23 protein-coding genes are annotated in these 26,318 nt (G+C 59.5%); 16 read left to right on the top strand and 7 right to left on the bottom strand.

Translation table 11 applies throughout. From position 1 onward, the window contains the following. Nucleotides 1-340 precede the first annotated feature (340 nt). The gene (locus tag ACXAH0_RS23825) at nt 341-1,075 is read left to right on the top strand and encodes a sulfotransferase family protein (protein ID WP_475195584.1); all 735 of its coding nucleotides are present in this window, start codon (nt 341-343) and stop codon (nt 1,073-1,075) included. 467 nt (nt 1,076-1,542) lie between these two features. After that, a complete protein-coding gene (locus ACXAH0_RS23820) occupies nt 1,543-2,247 on the top strand; it encodes an FkbM family methyltransferase (protein WP_475195582.1) in 705 nt (234 codons plus the stop codon). Nucleotides 2,248-2,357: 110 nt separating this feature from the next. Here ACXAH0_RS23820 and ACXAH0_RS23815 read toward each other — a convergent pair whose 3' ends face one another. Then, nucleotides 2,358-3,434, bottom strand: a complete 1,077-nt coding sequence (locus tag ACXAH0_RS23815) for a glycosyltransferase (RefSeq protein WP_475195580.1) — start codon at nt 3,432-3,434, stop codon at nt 2,358-2,360. Beyond that, the gene (locus tag ACXAH0_RS23810) at nt 3,424-4,371 is read right to left on the bottom strand and encodes a glycosyltransferase family 2 protein (protein ID WP_475195578.1); all 948 of its coding nucleotides are present in this window, start codon (nt 4,369-4,371) and stop codon (nt 3,424-3,426) included. The genes ACXAH0_RS23815 and ACXAH0_RS23810 overlap by 11 nt, the downstream gene beginning before the upstream one ends. 235 nt (nt 4,372-4,606) lie before the next feature. Here ACXAH0_RS23810 and ACXAH0_RS23805 point away from each other — a divergent pair, with 235 nt between their 5' ends. The 7 genes from ACXAH0_RS23805 (at nt 4,607) to ACXAH0_RS23775 (ending at nt 11,831) form a co-directional block, all read left to right on the top strand. Continuing rightward, the gene (locus tag ACXAH0_RS23805) at nt 4,607-6,229 is read left to right on the top strand and encodes a long-chain fatty acid--CoA ligase (RefSeq protein ID WP_475195577.1); all 1,623 of its coding nucleotides are present in this window, start codon (nt 4,607-4,609) and stop codon (nt 6,227-6,229) included. After that, complete coding sequence (locus tag ACXAH0_RS23800; RefSeq protein ID WP_475195574.1) at nt 6,226-7,047, top strand: SDR family NAD(P)-dependent oxidoreductase; 822 nt, start codon at nt 6,226-6,228, stop codon at nt 7,045-7,047. The genes ACXAH0_RS23805 and ACXAH0_RS23800 overlap by 4 nt, the downstream gene beginning before the upstream one ends. 2 nt (nt 7,048-7,049) lie before the next feature. Continuing rightward, the gene (locus ACXAH0_RS23795; RefSeq protein WP_475186551.1) at nt 7,050-7,556 is read left to right on the top strand and encodes a MaoC family dehydratase; all 507 of its coding nucleotides are present in this window, start codon (nt 7,050-7,052) and stop codon (nt 7,554-7,556) included. Continuing rightward, complete coding sequence (locus ACXAH0_RS23790; RefSeq protein ID WP_475186523.1) at nt 7,550-8,533, top strand: NAD(P)H-dependent flavin oxidoreductase; 984 nt, start codon at nt 7,550-7,552, stop codon at nt 8,531-8,533. Before ACXAH0_RS23795 ends, ACXAH0_RS23790 begins: the two co-directional genes overlap by 7 nt. 9 nt (nt 8,534-8,542) lie before the next feature. Beyond that, nucleotides 8,543-9,778 (top strand): acyl-CoA dehydrogenase family protein, encoded by a 1,236-nt coding sequence (locus ACXAH0_RS23785; RefSeq protein WP_475186518.1) that lies wholly within the window; start codon nt 8,543-8,545, stop codon nt 9,776-9,778. A 6-nt stretch (nt 9,779-9,784) separates the two neighbouring features. After that, nucleotides 9,785-10,816 (top strand): phosphotransferase family protein, encoded by a 1,032-nt coding sequence (locus tag ACXAH0_RS23780; protein WP_475195573.1) that lies wholly within the window; start codon nt 9,785-9,787, stop codon nt 10,814-10,816. An 85-nt stretch (nt 10,817-10,901) separates the two neighbouring features. Next, the gene (locus ACXAH0_RS23775) at nt 10,902-11,831 is read left to right on the top strand and encodes a nucleoside hydrolase (RefSeq protein WP_475195570.1); all 930 of its coding nucleotides are present in this window, start codon (nt 10,902-10,904) and stop codon (nt 11,829-11,831) included. Between the two features lie 114 nt (nt 11,832-11,945). On the opposite strand, the gene ACXAH0_RS23770 is transcribed toward ACXAH0_RS23775, so the two are convergent. The 3 genes from ACXAH0_RS23770 to ACXAH0_RS23760 form a co-directional block, all read right to left on the bottom strand. Then, entirely contained in the window at nt 11,946-14,060 is a 2,115-nt protein-coding gene (locus tag ACXAH0_RS23770) for a 3-hydroxyacyl-CoA dehydrogenase NAD-binding domain-containing protein (protein ID WP_475195569.1), read from the bottom strand. A gap of 110 nt (nt 14,061-14,170) precedes the next feature. Continuing rightward, nucleotides 14,171-14,641, bottom strand: a complete 471-nt coding sequence (tsaA, locus tag ACXAH0_RS23765; RefSeq protein ID WP_475195566.1) for a tRNA (N6-threonylcarbamoyladenosine(37)-N6)-methyltransferase TrmO — start codon at nt 14,639-14,641, stop codon at nt 14,171-14,173. A gap of 39 nt (nt 14,642-14,680) precedes the next feature. Beyond that, complete coding sequence (locus tag ACXAH0_RS23760; RefSeq protein WP_475195564.1) at nt 14,681-15,559, bottom strand: substrate-binding domain-containing protein; 879 nt, start codon at nt 15,557-15,559, stop codon at nt 14,681-14,683. 488 nt (nt 15,560-16,047) lie between these two features. Between ACXAH0_RS23760 and ACXAH0_RS23755 the strand changes: the two genes are divergently transcribed. The 5 genes from ACXAH0_RS23755 (at nt 16,048) to ACXAH0_RS23735 (ending at nt 22,144) form a co-directional block, all read left to right on the top strand. After that, nucleotides 16,048-17,142: an ABC transporter ATP-binding protein gene (locus ACXAH0_RS23755; RefSeq protein WP_475195563.1), complete on the top strand. Its 1,095-nt coding sequence runs from the start codon at nt 16,048-16,050 to the stop codon at nt 17,140-17,142. Nucleotides 17,143-17,223: 81 nt separating this feature from the next. Next, nucleotides 17,224-18,324 (top strand): extracellular solute-binding protein, encoded by a 1,101-nt coding sequence (locus ACXAH0_RS23750; RefSeq protein ID WP_475186485.1) that lies wholly within the window; start codon nt 17,224-17,226, stop codon nt 18,322-18,324. 70 nt (nt 18,325-18,394) lie between these two features. Continuing rightward, nucleotides 18,395-19,663, top strand: a complete 1,269-nt coding sequence (locus ACXAH0_RS23745; RefSeq protein WP_475195559.1) for an ABC transporter permease — start codon at nt 18,395-18,397, stop codon at nt 19,661-19,663. A 9-nt stretch (nt 19,664-19,672) separates the two neighbouring features. After that, entirely contained in the window at nt 19,673-20,527 is an 855-nt protein-coding gene (locus ACXAH0_RS23740; RefSeq protein WP_475186478.1) for an ABC transporter permease, read from the top strand. A 387-nt stretch (nt 20,528-20,914) separates the two neighbouring features. Continuing rightward, on the top strand, nt 20,915-22,144 hold the full coding sequence (locus ACXAH0_RS23735; protein WP_475195557.1) for a M24 family metallopeptidase: 1,230 nt from the start codon (nt 20,915-20,917) through the stop codon (nt 22,142-22,144). A 335-nt stretch (nt 22,145-22,479) separates the two neighbouring features. On the opposite strand, the gene ACXAH0_RS23730 is transcribed toward ACXAH0_RS23735, so the two are convergent. Together ACXAH0_RS23730 and ACXAH0_RS23725 are read right to left on the bottom strand one after the other, a co-directional pair. Beyond that, nucleotides 22,480-23,031, bottom strand: coding sequence for an invasion associated locus B family protein (locus ACXAH0_RS23730; RefSeq protein WP_475195556.1), 552 nt, complete (start codon nt 23,029-23,031; stop codon nt 22,480-22,482). 93 nt (nt 23,032-23,124) lie between these two features. Then, the gene (locus ACXAH0_RS23725) at nt 23,125-24,144 is read right to left on the bottom strand and encodes a hypothetical protein (RefSeq protein ID WP_475179770.1); all 1,020 of its coding nucleotides are present in this window, start codon (nt 24,142-24,144) and stop codon (nt 23,125-23,127) included. A 574-nt stretch (nt 24,145-24,718) separates the two neighbouring features. On the opposite strand from ACXAH0_RS23725, the gene ACXAH0_RS23720 reads away from it, so the two are divergent. Both ACXAH0_RS23720 and ACXAH0_RS23715 read left to right on the top strand, forming a co-directional pair. After that, the gene (locus ACXAH0_RS23720; protein ID WP_475195553.1) at nt 24,719-25,900 is read left to right on the top strand and encodes a two-component system sensor histidine kinase NtrB; all 1,182 of its coding nucleotides are present in this window, start codon (nt 24,719-24,721) and stop codon (nt 25,898-25,900) included. Between the two features lie 30 nt (nt 25,901-25,930). Then, nucleotides 25,931-26,299, top strand: coding sequence for a response regulator (locus ACXAH0_RS23715; protein WP_475179779.1), 369 nt, complete (start codon nt 25,931-25,933; stop codon nt 26,297-26,299). Nucleotides 26,300-26,318: the final 19 nt, after the last annotated feature.

Below are 26,318 nucleotides of genomic sequence, written 5' to 3'. Positions count from 1 at the left end.
TGCTTTATGATCTGATGAAAAACGCTTAGGGTCATTTCTGGGTCCGTTTTTGGGAGAGATTCTGAATCAGGCGTTGCAACCACGATTCTAGACTATCTCCTTACAAAACGGACCTTTTTTATCCTAAATCAGAATTTTCCCGGACAGTAATGCTCACTGGTGTAACATATGAACGCGGAGACGCAGGAGCACGCCAGAAAGTAGCGCAGGAGCAGTTTTTGCCACGCTTCATAAGACTTCACTTAATGAGCAATTCGGCCAATTGCCCATTGTTGATTACCTGTTGTGCTCCTATGTGGAGCAGGCTATTAGGGCGCAACTCGCGCAAGGAGGCATGTAAGTGAGGTTCGCACAAAGACTGAGGAAAGCGTATGTCAAAAGATGTATTTTAGGTAATCACATCAATAGCAAAAACTTCTACAACTCTGACTGCGTCGCAGCATTTCCAGAAATCGGGGTTATATTCAATCGAATCAAGAAATCAGGAAATACGAGCATCTTAGGTTATTTGTCTGACATGTGTGACTATGACGGCTCAAGCAATACAGAGGAACTGAAAAGTCAAGTTAGTTCAGTAAAAACAATGACTTTAAGTCAGCTACGAGCCGCTTTAGGCTATAGATCACTGGTTGTTGTGAGAGACCCATACTCTAGAACGCTTTCGGCGTTCTTGGACAAGATCGCGCCAGGCGTATCTCACTTGCACTCCAAAGTACCTGGCTACGGCGACGGCAGTACAAAAGGCTTCAATCTCTATCTAGACTTTCTTCTGGCAGGAGGCGTGGGCCACGATAGGCACTTTTGGCCACAAGTAGACCTTTTGTTCCAACCCATTGAATGTTTTGACTGCGTGGCGCGACTAGAAAACCTAGATCACGACCTGCGCTCTTTCTTGAAAGAGTGTGGAGTTTCCCGGTCCCGACTGGTAAATATGAGAAAACCGCACGTTTTGGAGCAGGCGGAACACGGAAAGATAACGAATGCCTCCAGAAGACTGGAACTATTCTACGATGATGCGTCGCGTAAAGTGGTAAGGCAGGTCTATCAATCAGACTTCGACACACTAAAATACTGATTGTCCGAAGTCTAAAGATTGATGACGCAATTTGTTATTGTACACAGATTGCGGGTAAGACGTTCATATAATCTCGGCTTGTATGAATTGACAAATTTGACGACTTGCTTTCAGCGGGTCACCGTCTGGGTCCACACGCTAAGGTGCAGCGCTGCACATATTCAGTTTCTTTCGTACTCGTCCCTATTGCGCATACAAGCCGCGGGACAGAATTTACGTCTCACGCCCGTATTGGCATGATATCAAGTCGCCATCATAGCTTGATGGCATGTGCTACACAATGGCTGCGCTTAGCAGGTTTTGACCCTATGCAACCCATCAGAAAGAAACGTGAACGGATCGGACCGATAGACGTCCCGTATCTGGGTGGACCAATCTCATTCCACTTGACTCAGCTTGGCAGCTTTATACAAGCGGGTTCTCGGTCTGCTTGGGGAGTGGATCGACGGGTAGAAAAAGGTTTCTGCATGCTTGGGAAAATCACCAAGAGGATTGCCTATAAAATAAGGCGAAAACTCAACTACAAGACAATTTCTATTGGCGGGGTCGTTCTCAACACCGATCCGGAATTTGTCCCAAAGGGAATACGCAAGCAATTGCTGCAAAGGGACTACGAGACCCCTGAGCTTAAGTTGGTCCGGCTGGGAATAACAGCGCAGGACCGCGTTCTGGAGGTTGGTGCCGGTATCGGTTTTATCGGCATTGCTTGTGCAAAAATCTGCGGCCAGGACAACATTCTGTCTTATGAACCGAACCCGAAGATGAAGCCTGTAATTGAGGCAAATTATTCTTTGAACGGAATGCGTCCCAATCTGAGAAGCAGGGTTGTTGCGGTAACCAGTGGCGAACTCGAGTTTTTTTTCTCAGAACATGTTCTGTCTTCATCGCTCGTTGATCGAAAACTGGGAACACCGACCCTCGTAGAAGCGGACGCTATTTCTGGTGTTGTCGATGAGTTTCGTCCCACTGCGATAATCATTGATGCCGAGGGAGCGGAAATCGACCTACTTCCGAACTGCGATCTTGCGAACGTTTCGACCATCGTGGTTGAAATGCACCCTCATATCGTTGGTGCAACGGCGATCAGCGAATTGCGAGCCTATCTCAGCGAACGCGGTTTTGCAGAGATAGAGACACTTGGGAAGACAGCACTTTTCAAGAAGGCCGATTAAGAAACTCTGTGCCTCGTTGCCCGGTCTATTCGAATGGTGCCGTTTCAATTGAACGTCGCTACAGACTCTTAGGTTGCTGTCGATCCTACGAAGCAATTGGCGACGCAAACTCAGGTAGCGCGGACGAGTTTCAGTCCGAGCCGCTTTGCGTAGAACTCGCAGATTGCGTCTTCGGAGTGCTGTTCCTGCTGACGCGCATGACCGTTTGTTTGGAACTTTTCCCGACATATGACGCTTGAAATGAGGGCTTGGATATTTCCCACCAACCCCTCCACATCCCCGCACGGTGATAAAAGCCCCGTCTTGCCGTGCTCGATCAGCCAGCTTGGCCCGGGAGAGGCTGTTGCGACGACGGGCAGGCCGGCGTTCCAGCCTTCAAGCACCACGTTGCCAAGGGGTTCGTCATCGGCCGGGCACACGAGAATGTCGGCGGCGAGGAGGAAGGGGGACGGGTCCTTTTGCCAGCCCAGGAAGTGCGCGCGGGTCTCCACGCCCAGATCCGTTGCCAAGGTTTTCATCTCGTCCATCAGCTCTCCATCCCCGATGAGCCAAGCATGCACGGTCTCCGGAAGCTGGGCAAGCGCCTTCAGCAGCAGGTCAAAGCGCTTGCGCTCCACGAACCGGCCAAGGGCGATCAGAACGGTTGCGTCCTGCGGCGTGGCATGGTCCGCACGGGTAACGGGTTTGAGACCGTCCGGCAGGGGCTCAACGAAATTGCTGATCATGTGGGCCCGCTCTGCAGGCCAGCCCATCTCGACTGCCTGGCGGATGATTTCCGGGGTATTGCCGATCAGATCCTGAACATTGCCATAGGTGTGAAAGCCGTCGGGAAAATCGCCGAGGCGCAAAAAGGTGCGCATGTCCCGCCCAGGTTTGGGCAGCCACTTGCTGGCCGGGCTCATCCAGCCCAGGGTTGCCCTGGCTCCGAAGCGGCGGATCTGCCGCGAAATGCCCCAGCGCACAAAGTGGCGCTTCAGATGCGAACGACTGAATTTCAGCTCGTGCACCTCGCAATGTTCGGCCAGCTCGTCGCGCCAGGGCCTGTCGTGCCGGATGAAGGCGATCTGTTTCACGCCGCGTTTGGCAAGCGCGCGGGACAGGCGCACGAAGAATTTCTCCGCGCCGCCGTCTACACCCAGATGGATATGGGCCAGCTTGCCTGAAATATCCGCCTGCTCAGTTGCCATCGATCACGTCATAATAATTGTGGGCCCGGCCGAACAGGCCGCGCAGATTGCCCGAGCCTTTCATCAGCCGGATCAGGCCATAGTAGAAGAGCTTTTCCCCCCGCTGGCGGGCGAAGGGTTGGAGGCAGAAGCCGAGACAGGTGGCCAGAAAGCCGAAAAACATCCGCCGGGTGCATTTGGGGATGAAATGCAAGGCCGCGCTGGTACGGCCTTCGCGCAGCACAATGTTGAAGGCGCCGGAGGTGGCGGCCATATGCATGCGGCTCAAAAGGCGTTTGGTGGTGACGCGGGAGGCGGGAATGTCTTCTTCGACAAAGGCATCGTCCACCCAGATCATCTTGGCACCTGCCCCGTGGGCGCGGCGGAAAAAGTCGATATCCTCGCTGCCAAAGGTCAGGCGCTCGTCAAAGCGCAGGCCCAGCCCGTCCGGGCGCACCAGGCGCGCGCTCACCAGCACATTGTTGGTGGGCGCTTCGGTGATCTGCGTTCCGGTCGGCCGGGGTTTGAGCAACTGCGATTTCCACCAGTGGGGCGCAGGCTTCTCATAGATCCGGCGCACGGGCCCGTTGGCCACTTCCGCGCCGAAGGTCCGGCAGGCGCCCAGCAGCTTCTCGATCCAGTCCGGTTCGGCCCGTTCATCATCATCGATCAGGGCGATCCAGTCCGGGTCTTGCTCCAGAGCCGCCTCCAGCGCCCGGTTGCGGGCGAAGGGGATGCCTTTGCGCGGCTCATGGTGGAACGTGACGGGCAGGGACAGGCGGGCAGAAAGCGCGGCTCCGGCCTCGCCGGAAAATCCTGGCTGCGGATCGTTTTCCACGACCACGGCGGCAAGGGCGACCCCGTCCGGGTGCACCAGCTTGTCAAGGCTGTCGAGGCATGCTGTCAGCATCTGGGGGCGCTGCGCGGTACAAACGGCAATGACCAAAGTCTGGGTCATGTCGGAAAATCGATCCTTCCTGCGGATGTCCCCGGTGCCGTCAGGTGCCGCCAGTTCATCTGGCGCAGCGGGGCCACCGGAGCTGCGGGTCCGCGCAGGGGTTTGGCCCAAGTGGCGCGTGCTGTCAAAGGTTTTCGCGCAGCACAGCCTTTCCAGATCGGGGGCCACGCGCTACGGTTGCCGTTCCCTTTTTTCAAAGATTGCGAAAACGCAACAGTGTTTGGGAGGACACGGCATGAAGGGACTGATGATGCACCGTCCGCTGAAGGTGGCGGACATCCTGACCTTTGCGGCGGCAACTTATCCGCAGGCGGAGATCGTGTCCGTGCGCACGGAAGGGGATCTTCACCGAACCACGTTCCAGGAAACAGCGGAACGGGCGGCACAGCTGGCCCATGGGCTGGCAGCCCTTGGGGTGCAACAGGGCGACCGGGTTGCCACCCTTGCCTGGAACGGCTACCGGCATCTGGAGCTTTATTACGCCATTTCGGGCATCGGCGCGGTCTGCCACACCATCAACCCGCGCCTGTCCGCCGAGCAGATGATTTACATCATCACCCATGCGGAGGACCGGCTTCTCTTCGTTGACACCACCTTTGTGCCAATCCTGGAAAAGCTGCGCCCGCATTTGCCTGCGGGACTGCAGATCGTGATCCTGGCCGGCCGCGAGCATATGCCGGACAGCTCGCTTCCCGGCGTCTTGTGCTATGAGGATCTGCTCAAGGGCCGCAGCCGGGTGATTGACTGGCCGGAGATCGAGGAGACAGAGGCGGCCGGGCTCTGCTACACATCGGGCACCACGGGCAATCCGAAGGGCACGCTCTTTTCCCACCGCTCGACGGTTCTGCATGCTTTTACCCTGTGCCTCAGCCTGCCGAAGGTGCTGCAGGAGGGCAGGCGCATTCTGCCGGTGGTTCCGCTCTTTCACGTCAATGCCTGGGGCCTGCCCTATGCGGCGCTGCTTTGCGGGGCGAGCCTCATTTTTCCGGGCGCTGCGCTCGACGGGACCAGTCTGTTCGACCTGATGGACCGGGAAGAGGTCTATTCCGCCTGGGGGGTGCCCACGGTCTGGCTGGGCCTGATGAACGAGATCGGTCGGCGCGGAGCCTTGCCCAAGGGCTTTGCCGATGTGGTTATCGGCGGTTCGGCGGCCCCGCGTGCCATGATCGAGGCCTTCGAGACCCGGGACGTCAATGTCTGCCATGCCTGGGGCATGACCGAAATGAGCCCGGTCGGCACCCAGGGCAATCTGCCGCCCGCCATGGCGGATTGTCCGCTGGAGGAGCGGATCGACCGGAAACAGTCCCAGGGCCGGGCCGTTTTTGGTGTGGAGATGAAACTGGTCGACGATCAAGGCGCCCTGGTGCCCCAGGACGGGGTGTCGCCGGGCCACCTTTATGTGCGCGGCAACACGGTCACCTCCGGCTATTTCAACGATCCGGAGGCCTCGGCACCGGCCTTTGATGCAGGGGGCTGGTTTTCGACCGGTGATATCGCAACGATCGATCCCGATGGGTTCCTGCAGATCACGGACCGGTCCAAGGATCTGATCAAGTCCGGGGGGGAATGGATCAGCTCCATTGATCTGGAAAACATCGTCATGTCCCATCCGGAGGTCGCCAATTGTGCGGTAATCGCGGTGCCAGACCCGAAATGGGACGAGCGGCCCTTGCTGGTGGTGGTTGCGCGGGAGGACGCGCGGCCGCAGGAAGAGGATATTCTGGCGCTGCTAAAGGCAAAGCTTGCCAAATGGCAGGTGCCTGAGAGCGTAGTGTTTTTGGACCAGCTGCCGCTGACCGCGACCGGAAAAGTGTCCAAACGTATGCTGCGTCAGCAATTTTCCGAGGGCGGGCTATGACCCCGGACGCATTGTTCAGCCTTGAGGGCAAGACCGCACTGGTCACTGGCGGGGCAACGGGCATCGGCCTGATGGCAGCGGAAGGCCTGATGGCTGCGGGGGCAAGGGTCCTGATTGCCAGCCGCAAGGCAGAGGCCTGCCGGGACGCGGCAGACGCCCTCAATGCTCTGGGCCTGACCGGAACCGCGGAGGGCTTCGGCGGCGACGTGGCCAGCGAGGAGGGCATTGACGCGCTGTGCACTGGAATTGGCGGGCGCACGGACCGGCTCGATGTTCTGATGAACAATGCAGGCACCAGCTGGGGCACGCCGCTCGGGGCCTTTCCCTATGGGGCCTGGGAGCGGGTCATGCAGGTGAACGTCACAGGGCTCTTTCACCTGACCCAGACGCTTCTGCCGCTGCTGGGTGCGGCGGCCAGTGGCCCGGATCCGGCCCGGGTCGTCAATGTCGGCTCGGTCATGGGCGAGGTGCCCCATGGGGACAGGGCCTACAGCTATGCGGCATCCAAGGCGGCCGTGCACCATCTGACGCGGATCCTGGCCAAGGAACTGGCCGGACGCAGGATCACCGTCAATGCGCTGGCCCCCGGGCCTTTTGTCAGCAAGATGACCGCCTTTGCCACGCAGGACGAGACGGTCCGTGCGCGGGTCGGGGCGCAGGTGCCCCTCGGCCGGGTCGGACGAAAGGAGGATATCGCCGCTGCCATGCAGTTCCTGTGCGGGCCGGGCGGTGCCTATGTCACCGGGGCGGTTCTGCCGCTGAGTGGCGGGATCAATGTGGAAACCGGACCGGACCTGTTTCAGGAGGCCTATACGTGACATTGGACAAGGACCCGGTGCGGCGGGGGCGGCTCCCGCTGGAGAGGCTGGCGCAGCGTGTGGGCGAGGACGTTGGGGTGTCGTCCTGGCATCTGATCGACCAGGCGCGTATCGATGCCTTTGCCGCTGTGACCGGCGATCACCAGTTTATCCATGTGGACCCGCTGCGGGCCGCCGGCACGTCGTTCGGCGGAGCGATTGCCCACGGGTTCCTGACGCTCTCTCTCCTGTCCGCCATGGGGCAGGAAGCCCAGCCGGAGATAGAGGGCGCACAGATGGGGGTCAATTACGGGTTCGACAGGGTCCGGTTCCTGTCGCCGGTGCGGGCTGGCAGCCGGGTACGCGGGCACTTTGCCTTGGGAAGCCTGCGCCAAAAGCGGCCCGGCGAGACCGATATTTTGTGGCATGCCACGGTAGAGATCGAGGGCGCGGAGCGCCCGGCGCTCAAGGCGGACTGGCTCAACCGGTTCTATTTGACCTCCCCCGGGCCGGAGCAGGCAGTATGTTGAGGCTGCGCCGCTTGCCGGCGGCCCTGAGCGGACTGCGGCTGCCCGCCGTCGCCGCGCCGCTGTTCATCGTCTCCTGCCCGGATCTCGTCATTGCCCAGTGCAAGGCGGGGATCATTGGCAGCTTTCCGGCGCTCAACGCCCGGGATACGGCGGATGGTCCGGTTATGCTGGAGATCTGGCTGCAGCAGATCACCGAAGCGCTCGACCGGCACAACCAAGCCCATCCGGATAAGCCCGCAGCGCCCTTTGCGGTCAACCAGATCGTGCACCGGTCCAACGGCCGGCTGGAGCGGGATGTCGAGATTTGCGCCCGCTGGAAGGTGCCGGTCTGGATCACGTCCATGGGTGCGCGCGTCGAGGTGAATGAGGCGGCGCATTCCTGTGGAGGCATCGCTCTTCACGACGTCATCAATAACACATACGCCAGAAAGGCGATCGAAAAGGGGGCCGACGGACTGATCGCCGTTGCGGCCGGTGCAGGCGGCCACGGCGGTCCGCAGTCGCCGTTTGCGCTCGTTCGTGAAATCCGGGAATGGTTCGGCGGTCCATTGCTCCTTGCCGGAGCGGTATCGACGGGCGAAGCGCTTCTGGCCGCGCGCGTGCTGGGTGCCGATCTCGGCTATGTCGGATCGCCCTTCGTCGCGACGAACGAAGCCAACGCCGACCAAGTCTACAAGGAAATGATGGTGACCGGGGCGGCGGAGGACATCATGACCTCGTCGCTCTTCACCGGACATCCGGCCAATTATCTGAAAGGGTCTCTGTCGCGAGCCGGTCTTGATCCCGAAAACCTGCCGGCGGAGTGGAACGCGAGCGTCATGCCCGGCGACAGTCCGCTGCCGAAGGCCTGGCGGGAGCTCTGGGGGGCGGGACAGGGGATTGGCGCGATCAAGTCGGTTGGGCCGGTCTCGGCGGTTGTGGACCGGCTGGAACAGGAATATCTGGATGCGTGCAGGCGCGCGCGGGACATCATTTAGGGAGACGTCATGGATCTGGGCATTACCGGGCGGGTGCAGCCACTGATCGAGCAGGTCCGGCAGATGGTTGAAACCGAGATCGCGCCGCTGGACATCGAATTTCATCATGAAGTTGGCGGGCATCCTTCCGGTGACCGCTTTCAGCACACCCCGCGCCAGCTTGAAATTCTCGAAGGCCTCAAGGCGAAGGCGAAGGAGCGAGGCCTTTGGAATTTCTGGCTGACGGACAGCGAGAGGGGCTTCGGCCTGACCACGGTGGAATATGCTTATCTCGCCGAGGAAATGGGCAAGGTCAGTATCGCGGCGGAAGTCTTCAATTGCAATGCGCCGGACACGGGAAATATGGAAGTGCTGGAGCGCTATGGCACCCAGGACCACAAGCGCCGCTGGCTGGAACCGCTGCTGGACGGGCAGATCCGCTCCGCCTATCTGATGAGCGAACCGGCTGTTGCGTCTTCGGATGCGACCAGCATGGCCCTGACCGCCGAACGCGACGGTGCGGACTGGGTTCTCAACGGCGAAAAATGGTGGGCCACCGGCGCCGGGGACCCGCGCTGCAAACTCTATATCGTCCTGGCCTGCACCAGCCCCGGCGCCCACAAGCACAGCCGCCATTCCATGTTTCTGGTACCAAGCGGGGCCGCGGGCATCGAGGTGCTGCGCCCCATGCAGGTGTTTGGGGCAGATGATGCCCCGCATGGCCACATGCATATCCGCTTTGCCAATGTGCGGGTGCCGGAAGAGGACCTGGTTCTGGGGGAAGGGCGGGGATTTGAGGTTGCCCAGGGGCGCCTTGGGCCGGGCCGTATCCACCATTGCATGCGGGCCATCGGCCAGGCGGAAAAGGCTCTGGAGCTTTTGTGCCGGCGGGCCCTGCAAAGGCAGGCATTCGGAAAGCCCTTAAGCGATCTCGGCGCCAATCACGACATCATTGCCGATGCCCGGATGGAGATCGAGATGGCCCGTCTCCTGTGCCTCAAGGCGGCCTGGGTCATGGACACGCAAGGCACGCGGGCGGCTCAGCCCTGGATCAGCAAGATCAAGGTCGTCGCCCCGCTGATGGCGCTCAAGGTGGTGGATGAGGCCATGCAGGTGCACGGAGCGGCCGGGATCAGCCAGGACTTTCCGCTGGCCGCCATGTGGACCCATCTTAGGACCTTGCGCTTTGCCGACGGTCCGGATGCCGTCCACCGGCGTCAGGTCGCCCGCGCGGAACTGAGAAAATACGGCAACGGCAAGGTCTGAGAACACATGACAGAGGGCACGGCCGATCTTGATCTGGAGCGCTTGGGCACGTGGCTGGAAGGACGCATTGCAGGCTTCAAAGGCCCTGTCCGGGCAGAAAAATTCAACCGCGGCCAGTCCAACCCCACCTTCCATCTGGTGGCCGCGTCCGGTGACTATGTGCTGCGCCGCAAACCGCCCGGGGTTCTTTTGAAGTCGGCACATGCGGTTGATCGGGAGTTCCAGGTGCAGCAGGCGCTTGCCGGGTCCGGCGTTCCGGTGGCCAGAATGCATGTACTGTGCGAGGATGACAGTGTCATCGGCTCCACCTTCTATGTGATGGACCGGGTACGGGGCCGGACGTTCGATGATCCGAGGCTGCCGGGGCTCGGCGCTGGCCTGCGCACCGGGATCTACGATCAGATGAACAAGGTGCTGGCGGCCATTCACAAGGTGGATTTGGACGCGTTCGGTCTGTCGGATTTCGGGCCGCAGGGCAATTATTTCGAGCGCCAGATTGCCCGCTGGACGAAGCAATACCGGGCGAGCGAAACGGAGACGATTGCCGCCATGGACGCCCTGATCGGCTGGCTGGCGGACAATATTCCCGAGGACGACGGCCAGCGCACGCTGGTGCATGGGGATTATCGCATCGACAATCTGATCTTTGCCGGAGAGGGGCCTGACTGTGTGGCGGTGCTGGACTGGGAGCTGTCCACGGCCGGTCATCCCTTCGCGGACCTGGCCGCGCTTGTCATGCAATGGCAAAGGCCGCCAGGACCGGAAGGCCGGGGCCTTGCGGGGGTGAAGCGCAAGGCCCTGGGCCTGCCGGAGGATGAAGCCTTCATCGCGGATTATTGCCGGCGCATGGGGCTCGGCGGCATTGGCGATTTCGGCTTTTATCTCGCCTTTGCGTTTTTCAAGATGGGCGCAATCCTGCAAGGGGTGAAAAAGCGGGCGCTGGAGGGCAATGCGTCCAATCCGGACCAGGCGCTGCGGCTCGGGGCCAGCGTGCCGGACTATGCGCGCGGCGGATTGCAGGCGGCAAAACAGATCTGAGCCCGTTGTGCCGGCGGTCCGCAGCCTTGCGTTTGGGGGCCGTTGATCCCTTGCCAAGCCGCGGGTGTTCGGCTAGCCAAGGCGTATGACGACAAAGATCATTCTTGACTGCGATCCCGGGATTGATGACGCCTTTTCCATCGCCATGGCGGTGGCCTCTGACGAGCTTCAGGTGCTCGGCATCACAACCACCTATGGGAATGTCGGGCTCGACCAGACCACCAACAATGCGCTGCGCGTGCTTGACTGGCTGGGCGCGGATATTCCCGTCTACCGGGGCATCGACCGGGCGTTGCTGGGGCCTGCGATTGAGGCGTCCAGCATCCACGGAACATCGGGGCTGGAAGCGCCGGAGATCGGACCGCCTGTCAGCCGCGCCCAGGACAAGGCGGCCATCGCGTTCCTGACCGACACGTTGCGCGCCTCCCCGGACAAGATCACCCTGGTTGCCTCCGGGCCGCTGACCAATCTGGCGGTCCTGCTGCGGCTGGCGCCGGATGTGATGTCCAAGATCGAGCGGATCGTCTTCATGGGGGGCTCGACGGATTACGGCAACGACACTCCAGCGGCCGAATTCAACATGCATTGCGATCCCCATGCCGCGCAGATTGTTCTGGACGCTGACGTGCCCAAAACCATGTTCGGTCTCAATGTCACCCACCAGGTTATTGCGACACCGCAGCGGGTCAAGGCCTTGAGGGATCTGGGCAATGATGCTGGCCGGGTGTTCGCTGATCTTGCCGTGTTCTTTGACAAGGCCTACCGCGACCGTCACGGCTTTGACGGGCCGGCGCTCCATGATCCCTGCACGGTCGCCTGGTTGTTGCAGCCCGGGCTTTTTGAGACAAAGTCCATGCGCGTGGACGTCGAAACCAACAGCGGTCTCAGCTTTGGGCGAACTGTGCATGACCTTTTGAAACTCAGTGGAAAAGACGCCAATACCGATGTGGCGCTTGGCGCCAACGCGGATGGCTTCTTCGAGCTGCTTTCAGCTTTGCTGGCCAAACTCAGATAATATCATCCTCACCAAGAGCGTCTTCCCGGCCGTGCCGGGATCTGGTCTTGAACGGCACAGGCGCATCGGCCCCCGGAGCAGGGCCGGGGCGGCAGGGGTGTGGGAAAACGATGGTCAGGTGGCCTCGTTGCGGGCGGCGAAGGTGCCGCCGGTTTCTGCCATTTGCCTTAACAGCGCAGGAACCTGCCAATAATAGCTGTCCTCTTTGGCATAGGTTTCGATCCGCCGCACCAGCTCCGCTGCGCCGATCTGGTCGGCCGTGTGCATCGGACCGCCGCGGAAGCGCGGGAAACCGTAGCCGAACAGGAACACCGCATCGATATCGACCGGCCTCAACGCAATGCCTTCTTCCAGGACGCGGCAGGCCTCGAGGATCATTGCGGTCACAAACCGGCTAACGATGTCCTCTTCCGAGAAGCTGCGGGCCGTCACGCCTGCCTTTGCCCGTTCTTCTTCAAGGATGGCGAGCGCCTGAGGGTTGGCGCCCTGGCCCTCATCGCCGTAAAGATAGAAGCCTTGACCGGTTTTGCGGCCAAACCAGCCCTGTTCGCACAGCCTGTCGGCGAACGGGACATAACGTTCTTCCGCCGGGCGGGTGGCTGCGCGGCGCTTGTTGGCCGCCCAGCTGATGTCCAGCCCGGCAAGATCGGCCACCTGATAGGGGCCCATGGCGAAGCCGAACCCGGTCATGGCCCGGTCGATCTCTTCAGGGCTTGCCCCATCCATCATCATATAATCGGCGGACTTTTTGTAGAACGTCATGATGCGGTTGCCGATGAACCCGTCGCAGACGCCGGAGCGGACGGCGATCTTTTTCAGTTTCCTGGCAAGGGCAAACCCGGTCGCAGCCACATCAGCCCCGGTCTTTTCGGCCACCACCACTTCCATCAGCCGCATCACATGGGCAGGGGAGAAGAAATGCAGGCCGATCACGTCTTCCGGGCGGCCGGTGACGGCGGCGATCTGGTCAATGTCCAGATACGAGGTGTTGGAGGCGAGGATCGCGCCGTCCTTCGCGGTCTTGCCGAGCGTTGTGAAGATCTCTTTCTTCACCGCCATGTCCTCAAACACGGCTTCGATGATGAGGCTGCACTCTGAAAGCGTCTCCAGATCCGTGGCGGTGGCGAGTCCGGACGCGAGAATGGCGTCCCGCTCCGCCTGTTTCAGCTTGCCCCGTTTCACTGCCCCGTCCAGATTGGCCGCAATGGTGGCCGTGCCCCGGTCAAGGCCATCCTGGTCCCGTTCGCTCAAGGTGACGTCAAATCCGGCGAGCAGCGCGGCCGTCGCAATGCCGGACCCCATGGTGCCGCCGCCAATCACGCCGATCCGGCTGAGCGGGCGCGGCGTAGCGGCAGCTTCAGGGACCTTGGCAACGGCCCGTTCGGCAAAAAACGCATGGATCAGCCCGGCGCGCTGGGGACTGTCGATACAGGCTTCAAAGAGGCGCCGTTCTTCTTTCATGCCAGCGTCACGCGGCAGCTGGCTGGCTTCCACCGCATCCACGCATTTCAGGGGTGAAAACAGCAGCGGCTGGGTTCGGGCCAGTGTGTCACGCATGGCGGCGAGCGCAACAGGGTCAGGAACCACTTCCAGGTCGCAGGTCCGGCGGGTCTTGAGGGCTCCGCTCAGTACATCTTGTGCCGTCTGCAGAGCAACCTCGCGGGGCTGGCCGCTGCTGATCCGGTCAATCAGGCCACTCTCAAGGGCGGCGTCTGCAGACACGGGCTTGCCGCTGGTGATCAGGTCCAGTGCCGTCTTGATGCCCGCAAGGCGGGGCGCGCGCTGGGTGCCGCCTGCACCGGGCAAAATGCCAAGCGTAACTTCAGGCAGGCCGATCTTTGTGCCTTCAAGGGCCACCCGGGCATGGCTGGCAAGGGCGACTTCCAGGCCTCCGCCAAGGGTTGTACCGTGGAGAATGCAGACAACAGGCGTTGCGCAGTCTTCCAGGAAGCTGCACAGCTCCGTCAGCCAGGGATCCGCAGGGGGCTTGCCAAATTCGCGAATATCGGCTCCGGCAATGAAGGTGCGGCCTTCGCCATAAAGGACGATGACCTTGATGCCGGGCTCGGCGGCCAGAGCCTCAACGGCCTGCCATATGCCCGTCCGCAGCGCATGGGAGGCCGCATTGACCGGTGGGTTGTTGAGCGCGATCAGGCCAACAGGGCCGTCCAGTTCCACACGGACAACGCCGTTGATGCTGGTTGGGTGGGTCTTGGAAAGGGGCTGCATGAAGTCCTCCGGATGCCGCTGGGGCGGGTTTTTGTCTGGCGGAGTGCCATCCGCCTTGCGGGCTTGTCAAGCAAGCCGCAGGTCGAGGCCCTGTTCCTTTCAGCAACAACTCAGTCCTTCGGGGCGGCTTTAGGCGTAAAAGCACAGCGGTCCGGCTTGAGGTCAATCAAGGGGGTTCCGGAAAGGCAGTCGAGCCCCTTAACGGTCAGGCTGGCGCCCTCCACCTTGATCAGCCGTACGCTGGCCGTACCGATCGGGTTGGGGCGTACCGGGGACCGCAGGGCGAAGGTGCCGAATGTGGCGTTGCCTTCACTGTGGCCCGGATTTTGAACCACCAGATCCCGCCGGGACTTGTCGAGCCAGTACAGCACTTCGATCTGCTCATAGGCTTCCAGGCCTTTCAGGGCCGGCACCCAGGGCTCGAACACGTCGATCCGGCATTCTGGGCCGTCCTGCCGGCCCTGGCGGGGGCAGTCTTTGCGCTCCGTCCAGGGTGTGCTGATCTGCCCGATGAAATGCAGCCTGGCATCATCGGGGGCGGAGGTGGGAACCATGATTTCGTGGGGACGGAGATCGCTCATGAAAGGCCGGACCTGTTGTCAGAGAAAGGAAGGGGCGGGTCAGGGAGAAATCCAGCGGACAGAGCCAAGGCCGTCAAGATCGTAGCCGCCAAGGCTGACCGCCTTTTCCTGAAACGCGCTGGTCCGGGCAAAGGCCAGCAAGGTCTGCACGGCGGGAGTGAAATAGGACTTGCGGTCGATCAGAAGATCGAACTGCTCCGCGACAAGCGGCAGGAACGGCAGCTTGAATTGCCTGGCCATGGCCTTTAGGCCAAGCGCGGCATCAGCCTCCTGGGCCGCAACGGCTGCTGCCGCATCACTTTCCGTGTGGGCCGGATGCGCTGCGGGGAGAATATCCGTTTCGCTCAGCCCGGCCTCTGTCAGAAGCTTCGTAAACAGGATCGCAGCCCCGGCACCGGGCTGGCGCATGGCAATGCGTTTGCCTTTCAGGTTGGCGAGCGTCTTGATATCTGGTGCTGCGTCTTCCGACACGAGCAGCCCGCGTGTGCGGACGGCCCAGTGGATCAGAACCGCGCCGGTGACACCGGCTTCCTGCACTGCGTCGGTGTTCCAGCCGGTCTCTTGAGGCAGATGCAGGCCGGCGGCGGCGGCCTGCCGGGACTGAAACTGGTCCAGCCCGTCCCGGCTGCCGTTGCAAAGGGTTGCAAATCCGCAGCCGGAGGCCCGGATGGCCCAGTCGAGCAGGGGGTCATGGGAACCGGCCAGAACGGTCGGCCGGTCCGCGTTCGCGTCTTCATCAGGCCCGTCGATCCAGCGCTTCAAGGCCTCCGCCGGAAACAGCAACTTGCCGGTGATCCGGCGGTGGGGGATTTCATTGGCGGCTGCCAGATCATAAACCTTGCGTTCTTTCACCCGTAGAAGGTCGGCAACCTCTTTTGTGGTCAGAAAGAGCGGCGTCTGGGAGCTTGGATCGGGCACGGTGATTCCTGCGTTTTGCGGACCGTAACTGAGACAACGGTCCGGCTTCAAGAGACTTGCCCGATGGACAGGCCATCCGCCAGCCTGGCAACCATTTGAGACCGCAACGTTCGACGATGGAAGACGGCGATTTTTGATCGAATTGCGTCGCATTTAGGCAGGTTCAAGATCAAACGTCACGGAACCATCACAAGGACATTCTGTTGTCTAAGTCAGCGCGCAAAAAATATGTGTGTTATGGGAGAAAGACGTACGAGTCTCCCGCCGATTTCCTTGTGAGTAGATTTTCCTTCTTTCTGCCACAATGCAAAATATTAAGTCGGGCGCTGATCAAAAAATATACATTTTTTTTCACAAGCCCCTTTCAATGAACCTGCTTTTTTGTTTTTCTAGCTTCGGCAGCACGGAGCGATATCTGTCTGGCAGAGCTTTGGCCTGCGGGTTTATCTGTGGTGCCCATTAACAATAGAATTGGATTTGGGGACAATATGGCGAATACGAGGGGCGCTGCTGTTAAGTATGACAGCGTTCAAAAGAGCTATGACGGGGAAACCCTGGTCGTAAAGAACCTCAATCTAGACATTCCTCCTGGTGAATTTCTGACGATGCTCGGCCCGTCCGGGTCCGGAAAAACAACCTGCCTGATGATGCTTGCAGGATTTGAACCGGCGACCCACGGGGAAATCTACCTGAATGACCGGCCGATCAACAATGTGCCTCCGCACAAGCGCGGTATTGGCATGGTGTTTCAAAACTATGCGTTGTTTCCCCACATGACAGTGGCAGAGAACCTCGCCTTTCCGCTTCAGGTTCGCAATGTGAGCAAGGCGGAACAGGCTGAGAAGGTTCAGCGCGCGCTCGACATGGTCGAGCTTGGCAGTTTTGGCAACCGGCGTCCGGCGCAGTTGTCCGGCGGCCAGCAGCAGCGCGTTGCAGTGGCCCGTGCGCTTGTGTTCGACCCGGAACTGGTGCTGATGGACGAGCCTCTCGGAGCGCTTGACAAGCAGTTGCGTGAGCAAATGCAGTATGAAATCAAGCACATCCACGAGAATTTGGGTGTCACGGTCGTCTATGTGACCCATGACCAGACCGAAGCATTGACCATGTCCGACAGGGTGGCCGTGTTTAATGATGGTGTCATCCAGCAGCTGTCGACCCCGGATGATCTCTATGAAGATCCGCAAAATTCCTTCGTGGCGCAGTTCATTGGTGAAAACAACAAGTTGAACGGCAAAGTGGTCAGTATCCAGGGCGAAGAATGCCTGGTTGAACTTGACGACGGCACTCGGCTGAAGGCCGACAAGGTCAATGTGTCCGAGGTCGGGGATTTGACTACCCTGTCCTTGCGTCCAGAGAGGGTCGAGTTCGATACGCATGATGCAATGGACAATCTTGTCAATGGCAGGATCGAAGAATTGATTTACCTTGGGGATCACATCCGCGTTCGCATGAATGTGGCTGGAAATGACGAGTTCATCGTCAAGGTCCGTAACCGCGGAGAGAAGCGCACGCTGCATGTCGGCGAGACGGTCCAGGTCGGCTGGGCCTTGAATGACTGCAAAGCGCTCGACGTGGTTGCCTGAATTCGCCCGGCGGCCGTTTCAGGCCGCCTGCGACAACGACGGACATTGATCCGTTCAATCCTAAAAGAGGGAGCTAAATACATGAAGCTCAAGACTATTATTCTGGCCGGCACGGCCCTGGCATTTGCCGCGAGCGCAGCAAGCGCGAAAGACCTCACAGTCGTTTCCTGGGGTGGTGCCTACCAGGCTTCCCAGAAGGCTGCCTACACCGACCCTTATATGAAGGATCATCCGGACATTAACATCATCTGGGATGAATCATCTGCAGAAGCGGTCGCCAAACTTCGCGCCATGAACGAAGCTGGCAATGTCACCTGGGATCTGGTCGACGTGGTTGCGTCCGACGCGATCCGCCTGTGTGACGAAGGTCTTGCGATGGAAATCGATCCGGACAAGGATCTGGCTCCGGCTCCGGACGGAACCTCTGCATCGGACGATTTCGGTGACCTTTTGGTCTCCGAGTGTTTCATCCCGCAGATTGTCTACTCCACCACATTCGGCTACCGGTCCGACGTTGCAGAATGGGGCGGCAAGGAGCCGACCAGCATTTGTGACGTGTTCGATCTGGAAACCTTCCCGGGCAAGCGGTCCCTGGAAAAGCGTCCGATCAACAACATGGAATGGGCTCTTCTGTGTGACGGTGTGCCGAAGGAAGATGTCTACAACGTTCTGGAGACCGAAGAAGGCCAGGAACGCGCATTCAAGAAACTCGACTCCATCAAGGACAGCGTTGTCTGGTGGTCCGCGGGTGCGGAAACCCCGCAGCTGCTCGCCGACAAGGAAGTCGTGATGGGCTCCACCTATAACGGCCGTCTGTTTGCTCTGATCGAAGAGCAGAAGCAGCCGGTGAAAATGCTTTGGGACGCACAGGTCTTTGATCTGGACGGCTGGATCATCCCGGCCGGTCTTCCGGAGGACCGTCTTGCTGAAGTGAAGAAGCTTGTCTACTTCGCAACCGACACCCAGCGCCTTGCTGATCAGGCCAAGTACATTTCCTACGGCCCGGCCCGCAAGTCGTCCGCACCGCTGGTCGGCAAACACGCAACCCTCGGTATCGACATGGCCCCGCACATGCCGACAGACCCGAACAACGCCAAGAACACCTTCCTCTATAACTACGAGTGGTGGGCGGATTACCGCGATGACATCGACGCCAAATTCCAGGCTTGGCTGTCACAGTAACGCCTGATGGCTTTGATCCGGGCGGGAACCCCCGCCCGGATTTTCTGTTGAGATTTGCGGAAGACCCTATATGAGCGATACCACTCACAATGGACAGGTGCTGACAACGCAGGATGGCCTGCCGTTAAAAGCGGCCCTTCGACAAGCCTTGCGGCGCGAAAAGATGCGCGCCCTGTTGCTGATTGCCCCCCTGCTGATTTTTGTCCTGATCACTTTCCTCTTTCCAATCATGGACATGCTCTACAGGTCGGTGGAAAACGGTATCGTCTCCGACACCCTTCCAAAAACGGTTGTTTCGTTGTCCGCCTGGGACCCGGCTTCGAGCCAGGTGCCGGATGAAGCCGTGTTTGCCGCACTGTATGACGACATGGTGGTCGCGGTGGCGGAGAAAAAACATACCCGTCTCGGCTCCCGGCTGAACTATGAGCAAAGCGGCATTTCTAGCCTCTTCCGAAAGACCGGCAGACGCATCAATCGCATGGATGAGGCAGGACCGTTCAAGGAGCAATTCCTGCAGGCGGACAAAAAATGGGGCGATGTGCAGACCTGGCAGGTCCTGCAGCGCTTTTCGCCCGCCTATACGCCGGGATATTTTCTGAACGCCTTTGACGCCAAACAGACCGAAAACGGCATTGAAATGAAGCCGGAAGACGAACGGATCTATCTGTTCCTGTTCGGCCGCACGCTGTTTTTGTCCATTGTCATTACGGTGTCCTGTCTGCTGCTTGGCTACCCGATCGCCTTTCTGCTGGCCGCGCTGCCGCTGCGGACGTCAAACCTGCTCATGATCCTGGTGCTTCTGCCCTTCTGGACCAGTCTTCTGGTGCGCACCTCCGCCTGGAAAGTGCTGTTGCAGCAACAGGGAGTGATCAACGACTTCCTTGTCTGGACCGGGATCATCAGCGACGCAGGCCGTCTGGTGATGATCAACAACCAGACCGGCACCATTATCGCGATGACGCATATCCTTCTGCCCTTCATGATCCTGCCGCTCTACTCTGTGATGAAGACGATTTCGCCCTCCTATGTGCGTGCTGCGAAAAGCCTTGGCGCCAATGACTGGACAGCGTTCTGGCGGGTCTATTTCCCGCAGTCGGTTCCGGGGATCGGCGCCGGTGCCGTCTTGGTGTTCATCCTGTCTATCGGCTACTACATCACACCGGAACTGGTTGGCGGCACCTCTGGCATTTTCATTTCCAACCGGATTGCCTATCACATCTCCTCGTCGCTGAACTGGGGGCTGGCAGCTGCCCTGGGGTCCTTGCTTCTGGTGGCGGTGCTGATCCTCTTTGTGGTCTACGACAAGATCGTCGGCATCGATAACGTGAAACTCGGATAGGAGGACGATATGAGCGCACTTCCACCATACGCCTCCCCGCTGCAGAAAACCTGGTTCTATTCGTTCCGGTTTCTGTGCGGTGTGATCTTCTTCTTCCTGATCTTTCCGATCCTGGTGATCCTGCCGTTGAGCTTCAATGCTCAGGACTTCTTCACCTTCACCAAGGAAATGCTGGCCCTTGACCCGGCCGGGTATTCCCTGAAGCATTATGAAGACTTTTTCACCAATCCGGACTGGCAGCAGGCGCTGAAGAATTCGGTCATGATTGCACCCGTGGCCACGCTCATGGCCACGGTTCTGGGAACCCTTGCGGCCATTGGCCTGTCCCAGTCCCATGTCCCGTTCCGCTCGGCGATCATGGCCATGCTGATTTCGCCGATGATCGTGCCGCTGATCATTTCTGCGGCGGGCATGTATTTCTTCTATTCGTCCATTGGCCTGCAAGGCACCTATTTCGGTGTGGTGCTTGCGCATGCGGTTCTTGGAACGCCCTTTGTCATCATCACGGTGACGGCGACCCTGGTCGGCTTCGACAAGAGCCTTGTCCGGGCGGCGGCCAGCATGGGGGCCGATCCGGTTCGGACCTTCTTCAAGGTGCAGATGCCGCTGATTGTGCCGGGTGTTGTGTCCGGAGCGCTGTTTGCCTTCATCACCTCCTTTGACGAAGTGGTGGTTGTGCTGTTCCTCGGGTCTGCCGGTCAGAAGACCCTGCCGTGGCAGATGTTCACCGGGCTCAGGGAGCAGATCTCGCCGACCATTCTGGCGGTGGCCTCCCTCATGGTGGTGATCTCCGTCGCCCTGCTGACGGTGCTGGAACTGCTGCGCAGGCGCTCCGAACGGTTGCGGGGGCTGACACCCGGCTAACCTGGCCTGGGTGGTTAACCGGTTCCGGTTGACCACATTCTTAAAGGGTGGACACTTTTTGCGTTCAGGGGAACGCATGATGCGTCCGCCTCGCTGCTCACAGGATGCCGGTGGCGGAACGCCAGTCACCGGGTGGAAGGCGCAGACAGGTCTTCCCGGCAGCATGACAATTTGAATTTGGGCCTGGCGGGCCGGTTTCTTTTGAGAGAAACCGGCCCGCTTTGCGTTTGAGGCCCAGACAGAAACCTGGCTGCACACACCGGCGGCACACACCGGTGGTCGGCACCCGGCGCGAGACACGGGCCGGCGGATTAATGGCTGGACGATAGCCCGGTCTGAAATCGGAGTTTGCAGAGCAGACAAGAGACAGTGGAAAGGAGCTGTACCATGAGCAAAGACATGATCCGCATTTATGAAATGAACAATGGTGAAAAGGCCTTTTCGCCGTTTTCACCGCATGAGATGGACCGGCGGCAGGCAAATCTGCGCGAGTTGATGGAGTCCCGCCAGATTGAGGCCTGTCTGTTCACCTCCTATCACAACATTTGCTATTATTCGGGTTTTCTCTATTGCTCCTTCGGCCGGAAATACGGCTTTGTCGTCACCCAGGATACCGCAAGCACCGTTGCTGCCGGGATTGACGGCGGCCAGCCCTGGCGCCGCACCCATGGGGACACCGTGATCTATACCGACTGGCAGCGGGACAATTTTTTCCACGCGGTGCAGAGCCTGCTGGGCTGGCCAAGTTCCCGGATCCGCAGGATCGGTCTGGAGTTCGACAATGTCTCACTGGATCTTCTGAAAGCTCTGGAAGGCGTGTTTCCCGGGGTGGAGTTTGTGGATGTGGCCGCAGACGCCATGGTACAGCGCACGATCAAAAGCGCAGAGGAGCACGTCCTTATCCGGGAAGGCGCCCGGGTCTGCGATGTGGGCGGCGCAGCGCTGGTGGAAGCCGTCGGGGCCGGAGTGCCGGAACATGAGGTGGCCATTGCCTCAACCAATGCCATGATCCGGGAAATCGCCAAGTCATTTCCGTTCGTGGAGCTGATGGACACCTGGACCTGGTTCCAGTCCGGCATCAATACGGACGGGGCCCACAACCCGGTCACCAACAAGCTGGTCGAGGCGGGGGACATTCTCAGCCTCAATTGTTTCCCGATGATCTTCGGCTATTACACGGCACTGGAGCGCACGCTGTTCTGTGAATACGCGTCTGAAGAGCATTTGCACCTGTGGGAAATCAATTGCCATGTCCATGAAAAGGGCCTTGAGCTGATCCGTCCAGGGGCCCGTTGCTGCGACATCGCTGCGGAGCTGAACGAGATCTATCGCAGCCACGATCTCCTGTCTTTCCGCAGCTTCGGATATGGCCATTCCTTCGGGGTGCTCAGCCATTATTATGGCCGCGAGGCGTCCGTTGAACTGCGCGAGGATGTGGAAACGGTCCTGGCGCCGGGCATGGTGGTATCCATGGAGCCGATGATCATGATCCCTGAGGGCCAGCCGGGCGCAGGCGGCTACCGGGAGCATGACATTCTGATCGTGAACGAGACCGGTGCGGACAATATCACTGGCTTTCCGTACGGTCCGGAGCACAATATTCTGCCGGCGCGCTAGCGTGGTGGAATTGAAATACGCTTCATTTGTGCAGCGCGCGCCTGAGCGGATTCCAATTCCGAAAACCACACTAGAAATATGGGTTTGCTAGTCACACTTATGAAGCTGAAGTTCGTTCGGAACACGCTGAAAAATGAGCCGAACTTCAGATCAGGGTGACTAGATGTGGAGCCGCAATCGGAGGTCTCTTGCGCGGCCTGAAACCCAAGAGGTCAGCGCAAAGGGAAAGCCGGATTGACCTTGACGAAACGCCGCAGGAGCCAGAGCGCAACACGTCTCGGGGATGGAGAAGCGAGGCGGGTATTTGCCTGGCTCTGCGTTTGCCACCGCGTCCGTCAGTTGCTCTGAACAAAATCGAGCGCGTCGCCCAGGCCGGAGAGGCTGACATCTGCCGCGATCGGATCTTCCGATGAGACCGCAAAGAAGCGAATATCTGCACTGTCGCTGCCGCGCAAAAGATCGAGCTGTGCTGCGCTCAGATCCTGCAACGCCTGGCAACCGTTCGGGAAACAGGCGCTGAAGGGAACGTTCCAGACATCTTCTCCCAGAACGACACGAACGCCCGGCTCAAGAGAGGTGCCAAGCGGCAGGGCAATCAGAAGAGCTGGCTTGCGCCCATCCTGCTCGATCAGTACGGAAAGGGACAGGAATGTCTGCTGAGATGATTTTTCGGCAACGGACTTGGTCAGGCTGCAGGAGCCCATCTTGCAGGCTGTGGCCCAGCCTGCGACCTCGGAAGTCGTTTCCGGCTTGTCCTGGGCATTGGCGCTCAAGGCGGCCAGGAGTGAGAAAAAGGCGGCCAGACCGACTGCTGCCGGAAACCGCATGGCCCGCTGCAGAAAGATCTGCACAAGGGATGCGGGGGAGAAGTCACACGTTGAAATCATGCCGGTACCATTGGGTTGACTGAATGGGACGCCCGCCGGGCGTCCCACAATCACCGAAAGTGCGGTGACTGTCCATTGTGTGCTTACGCTAGGTTAGGATTTTTTGAAGCGCTGCATTCCGTAAAGGCCCGCAATGCCGGTCATGAAAAGCCAAAGGGCGGCCGGAACCGGGATCGGGTTGGGGCTGGGCAGCGGAGTGCCGCCAACACCGGCAAAGCCGAAGATGAACGTATTTGAGCCACCGGCCCCCGTCCCTGCGGCATCCCGGGCAGGCTGGCCAAGGGAAAACACTTCTGCGCCAACGAGGCCCAGAGCGGCAAGCGCGCCGGCCTCAGTGGTGGTGGCGCCGTAGAAGATCTCGAAGGAAAAACTTTCACCGGCGGCAAGGCCGCCAAATCCGAAATCGAAATTGGAGCCATGGTCGGCCGGTCCGAGATCCGTGAAATCTCCGGTGCCGCCGGCTACAATTTCCGACCGTGCAGCGAACGGATCGGAACTTACAAACCCGTTATCCACTGCCAGAAGAACGGAAGACGCGGCTGCAACGCCCCCATGGGTGACAAATTCACTGAATGTATCCGGTTCGATATCCCAATCGAATGTGCGGGTGTATCTCAGATCCGCAATGGCGGCCCCGCTAGTGTTTTCGATTGTGACATCCACACGGTAGAGATTTGAGGTCTCCGTTGCCGGCTTGAAGTCGTGTGTCACGCGCAGGTCGCTGCCCATATCGACAACGGAAGTCGCCGTTGAGGCAGTTGACGCGAAGGACACCAGGGACAGGCCGCTCGCTCCACCAAAGTCATTGTTGGCACTGCCGCTGGCGCCGCTGTCAGCAATCCCGACGCCCCAGCCTTCGCACAGACAGCCGTGGGAGGTGGACTCGTTGCCGGTCGGAATGAACCGTAAGCCAACGGGTGTAGTACCGCTTACCGGGGAGGGGGTCCCTCCGGAAACGTTCAGCTGGCCGAAGTCGTCCACGCCCAGCTGGATGGTGCCATTGTCGATGATCGCTGATGCTGACGCGGTGCCTGCTGCCAAAAGAAGAGCGCCTGCTCCTGCGGCCACGGTTTTAACAGGAACGGATTTGAAGAAGGATGGAAGAAGACTCATGCTGTGCCCCTTACGATATTTCAAAGTTAAAATCTGCGAACAAATGCCGGCCCCACACACGACTGGACCGCAGTGAAATACAGCTGACGTTTCGCCAGCGAGAACCTGGAGAGAGGTTCGAGATTTTTTGGTATCGGCGGAAAAAACCCCATTTACTTAAATCAACGCTGCGTATCTTGTACTAAAGTGACCTAAGGAGCAAATTTTTTTTACTTTATTTTAAATGTGAATTTAATGCGCATATTTTTCATATCGATGTATGTGTATAATTTTATTGAGGATATAGGCCGTTGAGACTGTGTCTCTTTGATGCGTTATTTGAAGTATTCGTCCGCTTGAAGTTATCGCAAAACATGTAGTCTTGGCAGTAGTTCACGCAAAGGCTGCGCGCCGGAGACGGCATGCTGGCCGCTCCAGTCCCCAAATGGGGATCGAATTCTATTCAAATTGTCTGCATTTCTTTTGCCGTGCGAGGTTGCAGCGGAGGCAAGGTATGCAGGAAGCAGTTGTCCAGTTTACGCAAATCCCCTTGGGCGGGAGCCAGGCTCACTCAGCAGTGTCTGCGGGTGAGCAAATGCCCTGTCATCAGATCCCCTGTCTGGCGCGGAACGGCCGTGTGCAAGATGACGGGGGGCTGGACAGGCCGCCATCTAGCCAGGCGGCCCTGCGCCAGTTGATCGCTGCGGCGCCGGATCTTCTGTCCGCAGTCATGGAAGCGTCACCGGATACGATCAGCATTGCGGATGCCACGCGCCCCGATATGCCGCTTCTTTACGTCAATCCGGCCTTCACCCGCACAACCGGCTATGCGGCCGAAGAGGTGATCGGGAAAAACTGCCGCTTTCTTCAAGGTCCTCTGACGGACCCCAAGGTGGTCAAAACGATCGCCGACGGCCTGAAAGCCCGATCCGCTGTCGATGTCGAATTGCTCAACTACCGAAAGGACGGGCAGGCTTTCCTGAATGCGCTGAAGTTGACTCCAATCTTTGGGCGCGATGGCAAGCTGATGGCCTATCTGGGCATTCAGCGCGATATAACCGAAGTGAAAATCCGAGCGGAGCGCGATCGGGGTGAAAACCGGCTGGAAGCCCTTGGACTGGCCTCCGGCACTCTTGCCCACCAGATGAACAACCTGCTGCAGCCTGTGGTTAGCCTGTTGGCCCTGCACGGCCCGTCTCTGCCAAGCGCCGAAGCGCGGGAGGATCTGGAAACCGCGCTTCAGAGCACCTTGCAAGCGGCGGAGATTTCCAACAGCCTTCTGTTGCTGACAAAGGGAACTGCGGAGGGGCAGACCGGCCTTACGACGGCCGGTGCGGCCCTGGAGCGGGCCGAAAAGTTGTTGCGTATCCTGATCCCAGCGCCGGTGAGGCTTAAGGTCGATCTCGACCGGCTGGACAGAAGCGTGCGTCTGCCTGTGTCGGAAACGAATCTGTTCCAGGTGCTTTTGAACACGGTGCAGAATGCAGCCCAGGCCATGGACAATGCCGGGTGCATTGTCTTGGAGGCGAACACGGAAACGGCTGGTACCTGCCGGATCAACGTGTCTGACCATGGCCCGGGAATTGAGAAGAATGACCGGGAGAGAGTCTTCAAACCTTTCTTCACGACACGGGAAACGGGATCCGGATTGGGCCTTTCCGTCGTCAGGACCATTGTCGCGGCCGCAGGGGGCGACGTCTCCATTGCCGATGGGTTGCCCAACGGGGCGCCCCGCAGCTTCGGCTGCCGGTTCCAGATCACCTTTCCCGCATATTGACCCATTCAGCCTCGCGTAAGGAGTAGTCACATGGCGCATATTCTCTTGATCGACGACATAGATGCGGTTCGCCGCGCATTGGCCGCGATCCTTGAAAAGGCCGGACATACGGTTGTCGCTGCGGCAGACGGGGCCGCAGGGCTCGATCTGGCTGGAGCCCAGGCATTCGATCTGGTGATCACCGACATCATGATGCCGGACACGGATGGCACAGACGTTGTCTTTGCCCTCAAGGATGGCCACCGGGCGCCGAAGGTGATTGCCATGTCAGGCGGCGGCGCCGGTATCACGGCGGCCGAAGCCCTGAAGCTGGCCGTCGTGAAGTCTGACGCGGTTCTGTCCAAGCCGATTGAAAACGGGCAGTTGCTCACCACGGTCAGCGACGTTCTGGCGGCTTGAGTCGCCGGTCATCCCGCTT

This window comes from Roseibium sp. AWQ4_290, assembly GCF_056160985.1.
Note: the sequence above shows the minus strand (reverse complement) of the source record. Positions and strands in the feature narration are given on the sequence as shown.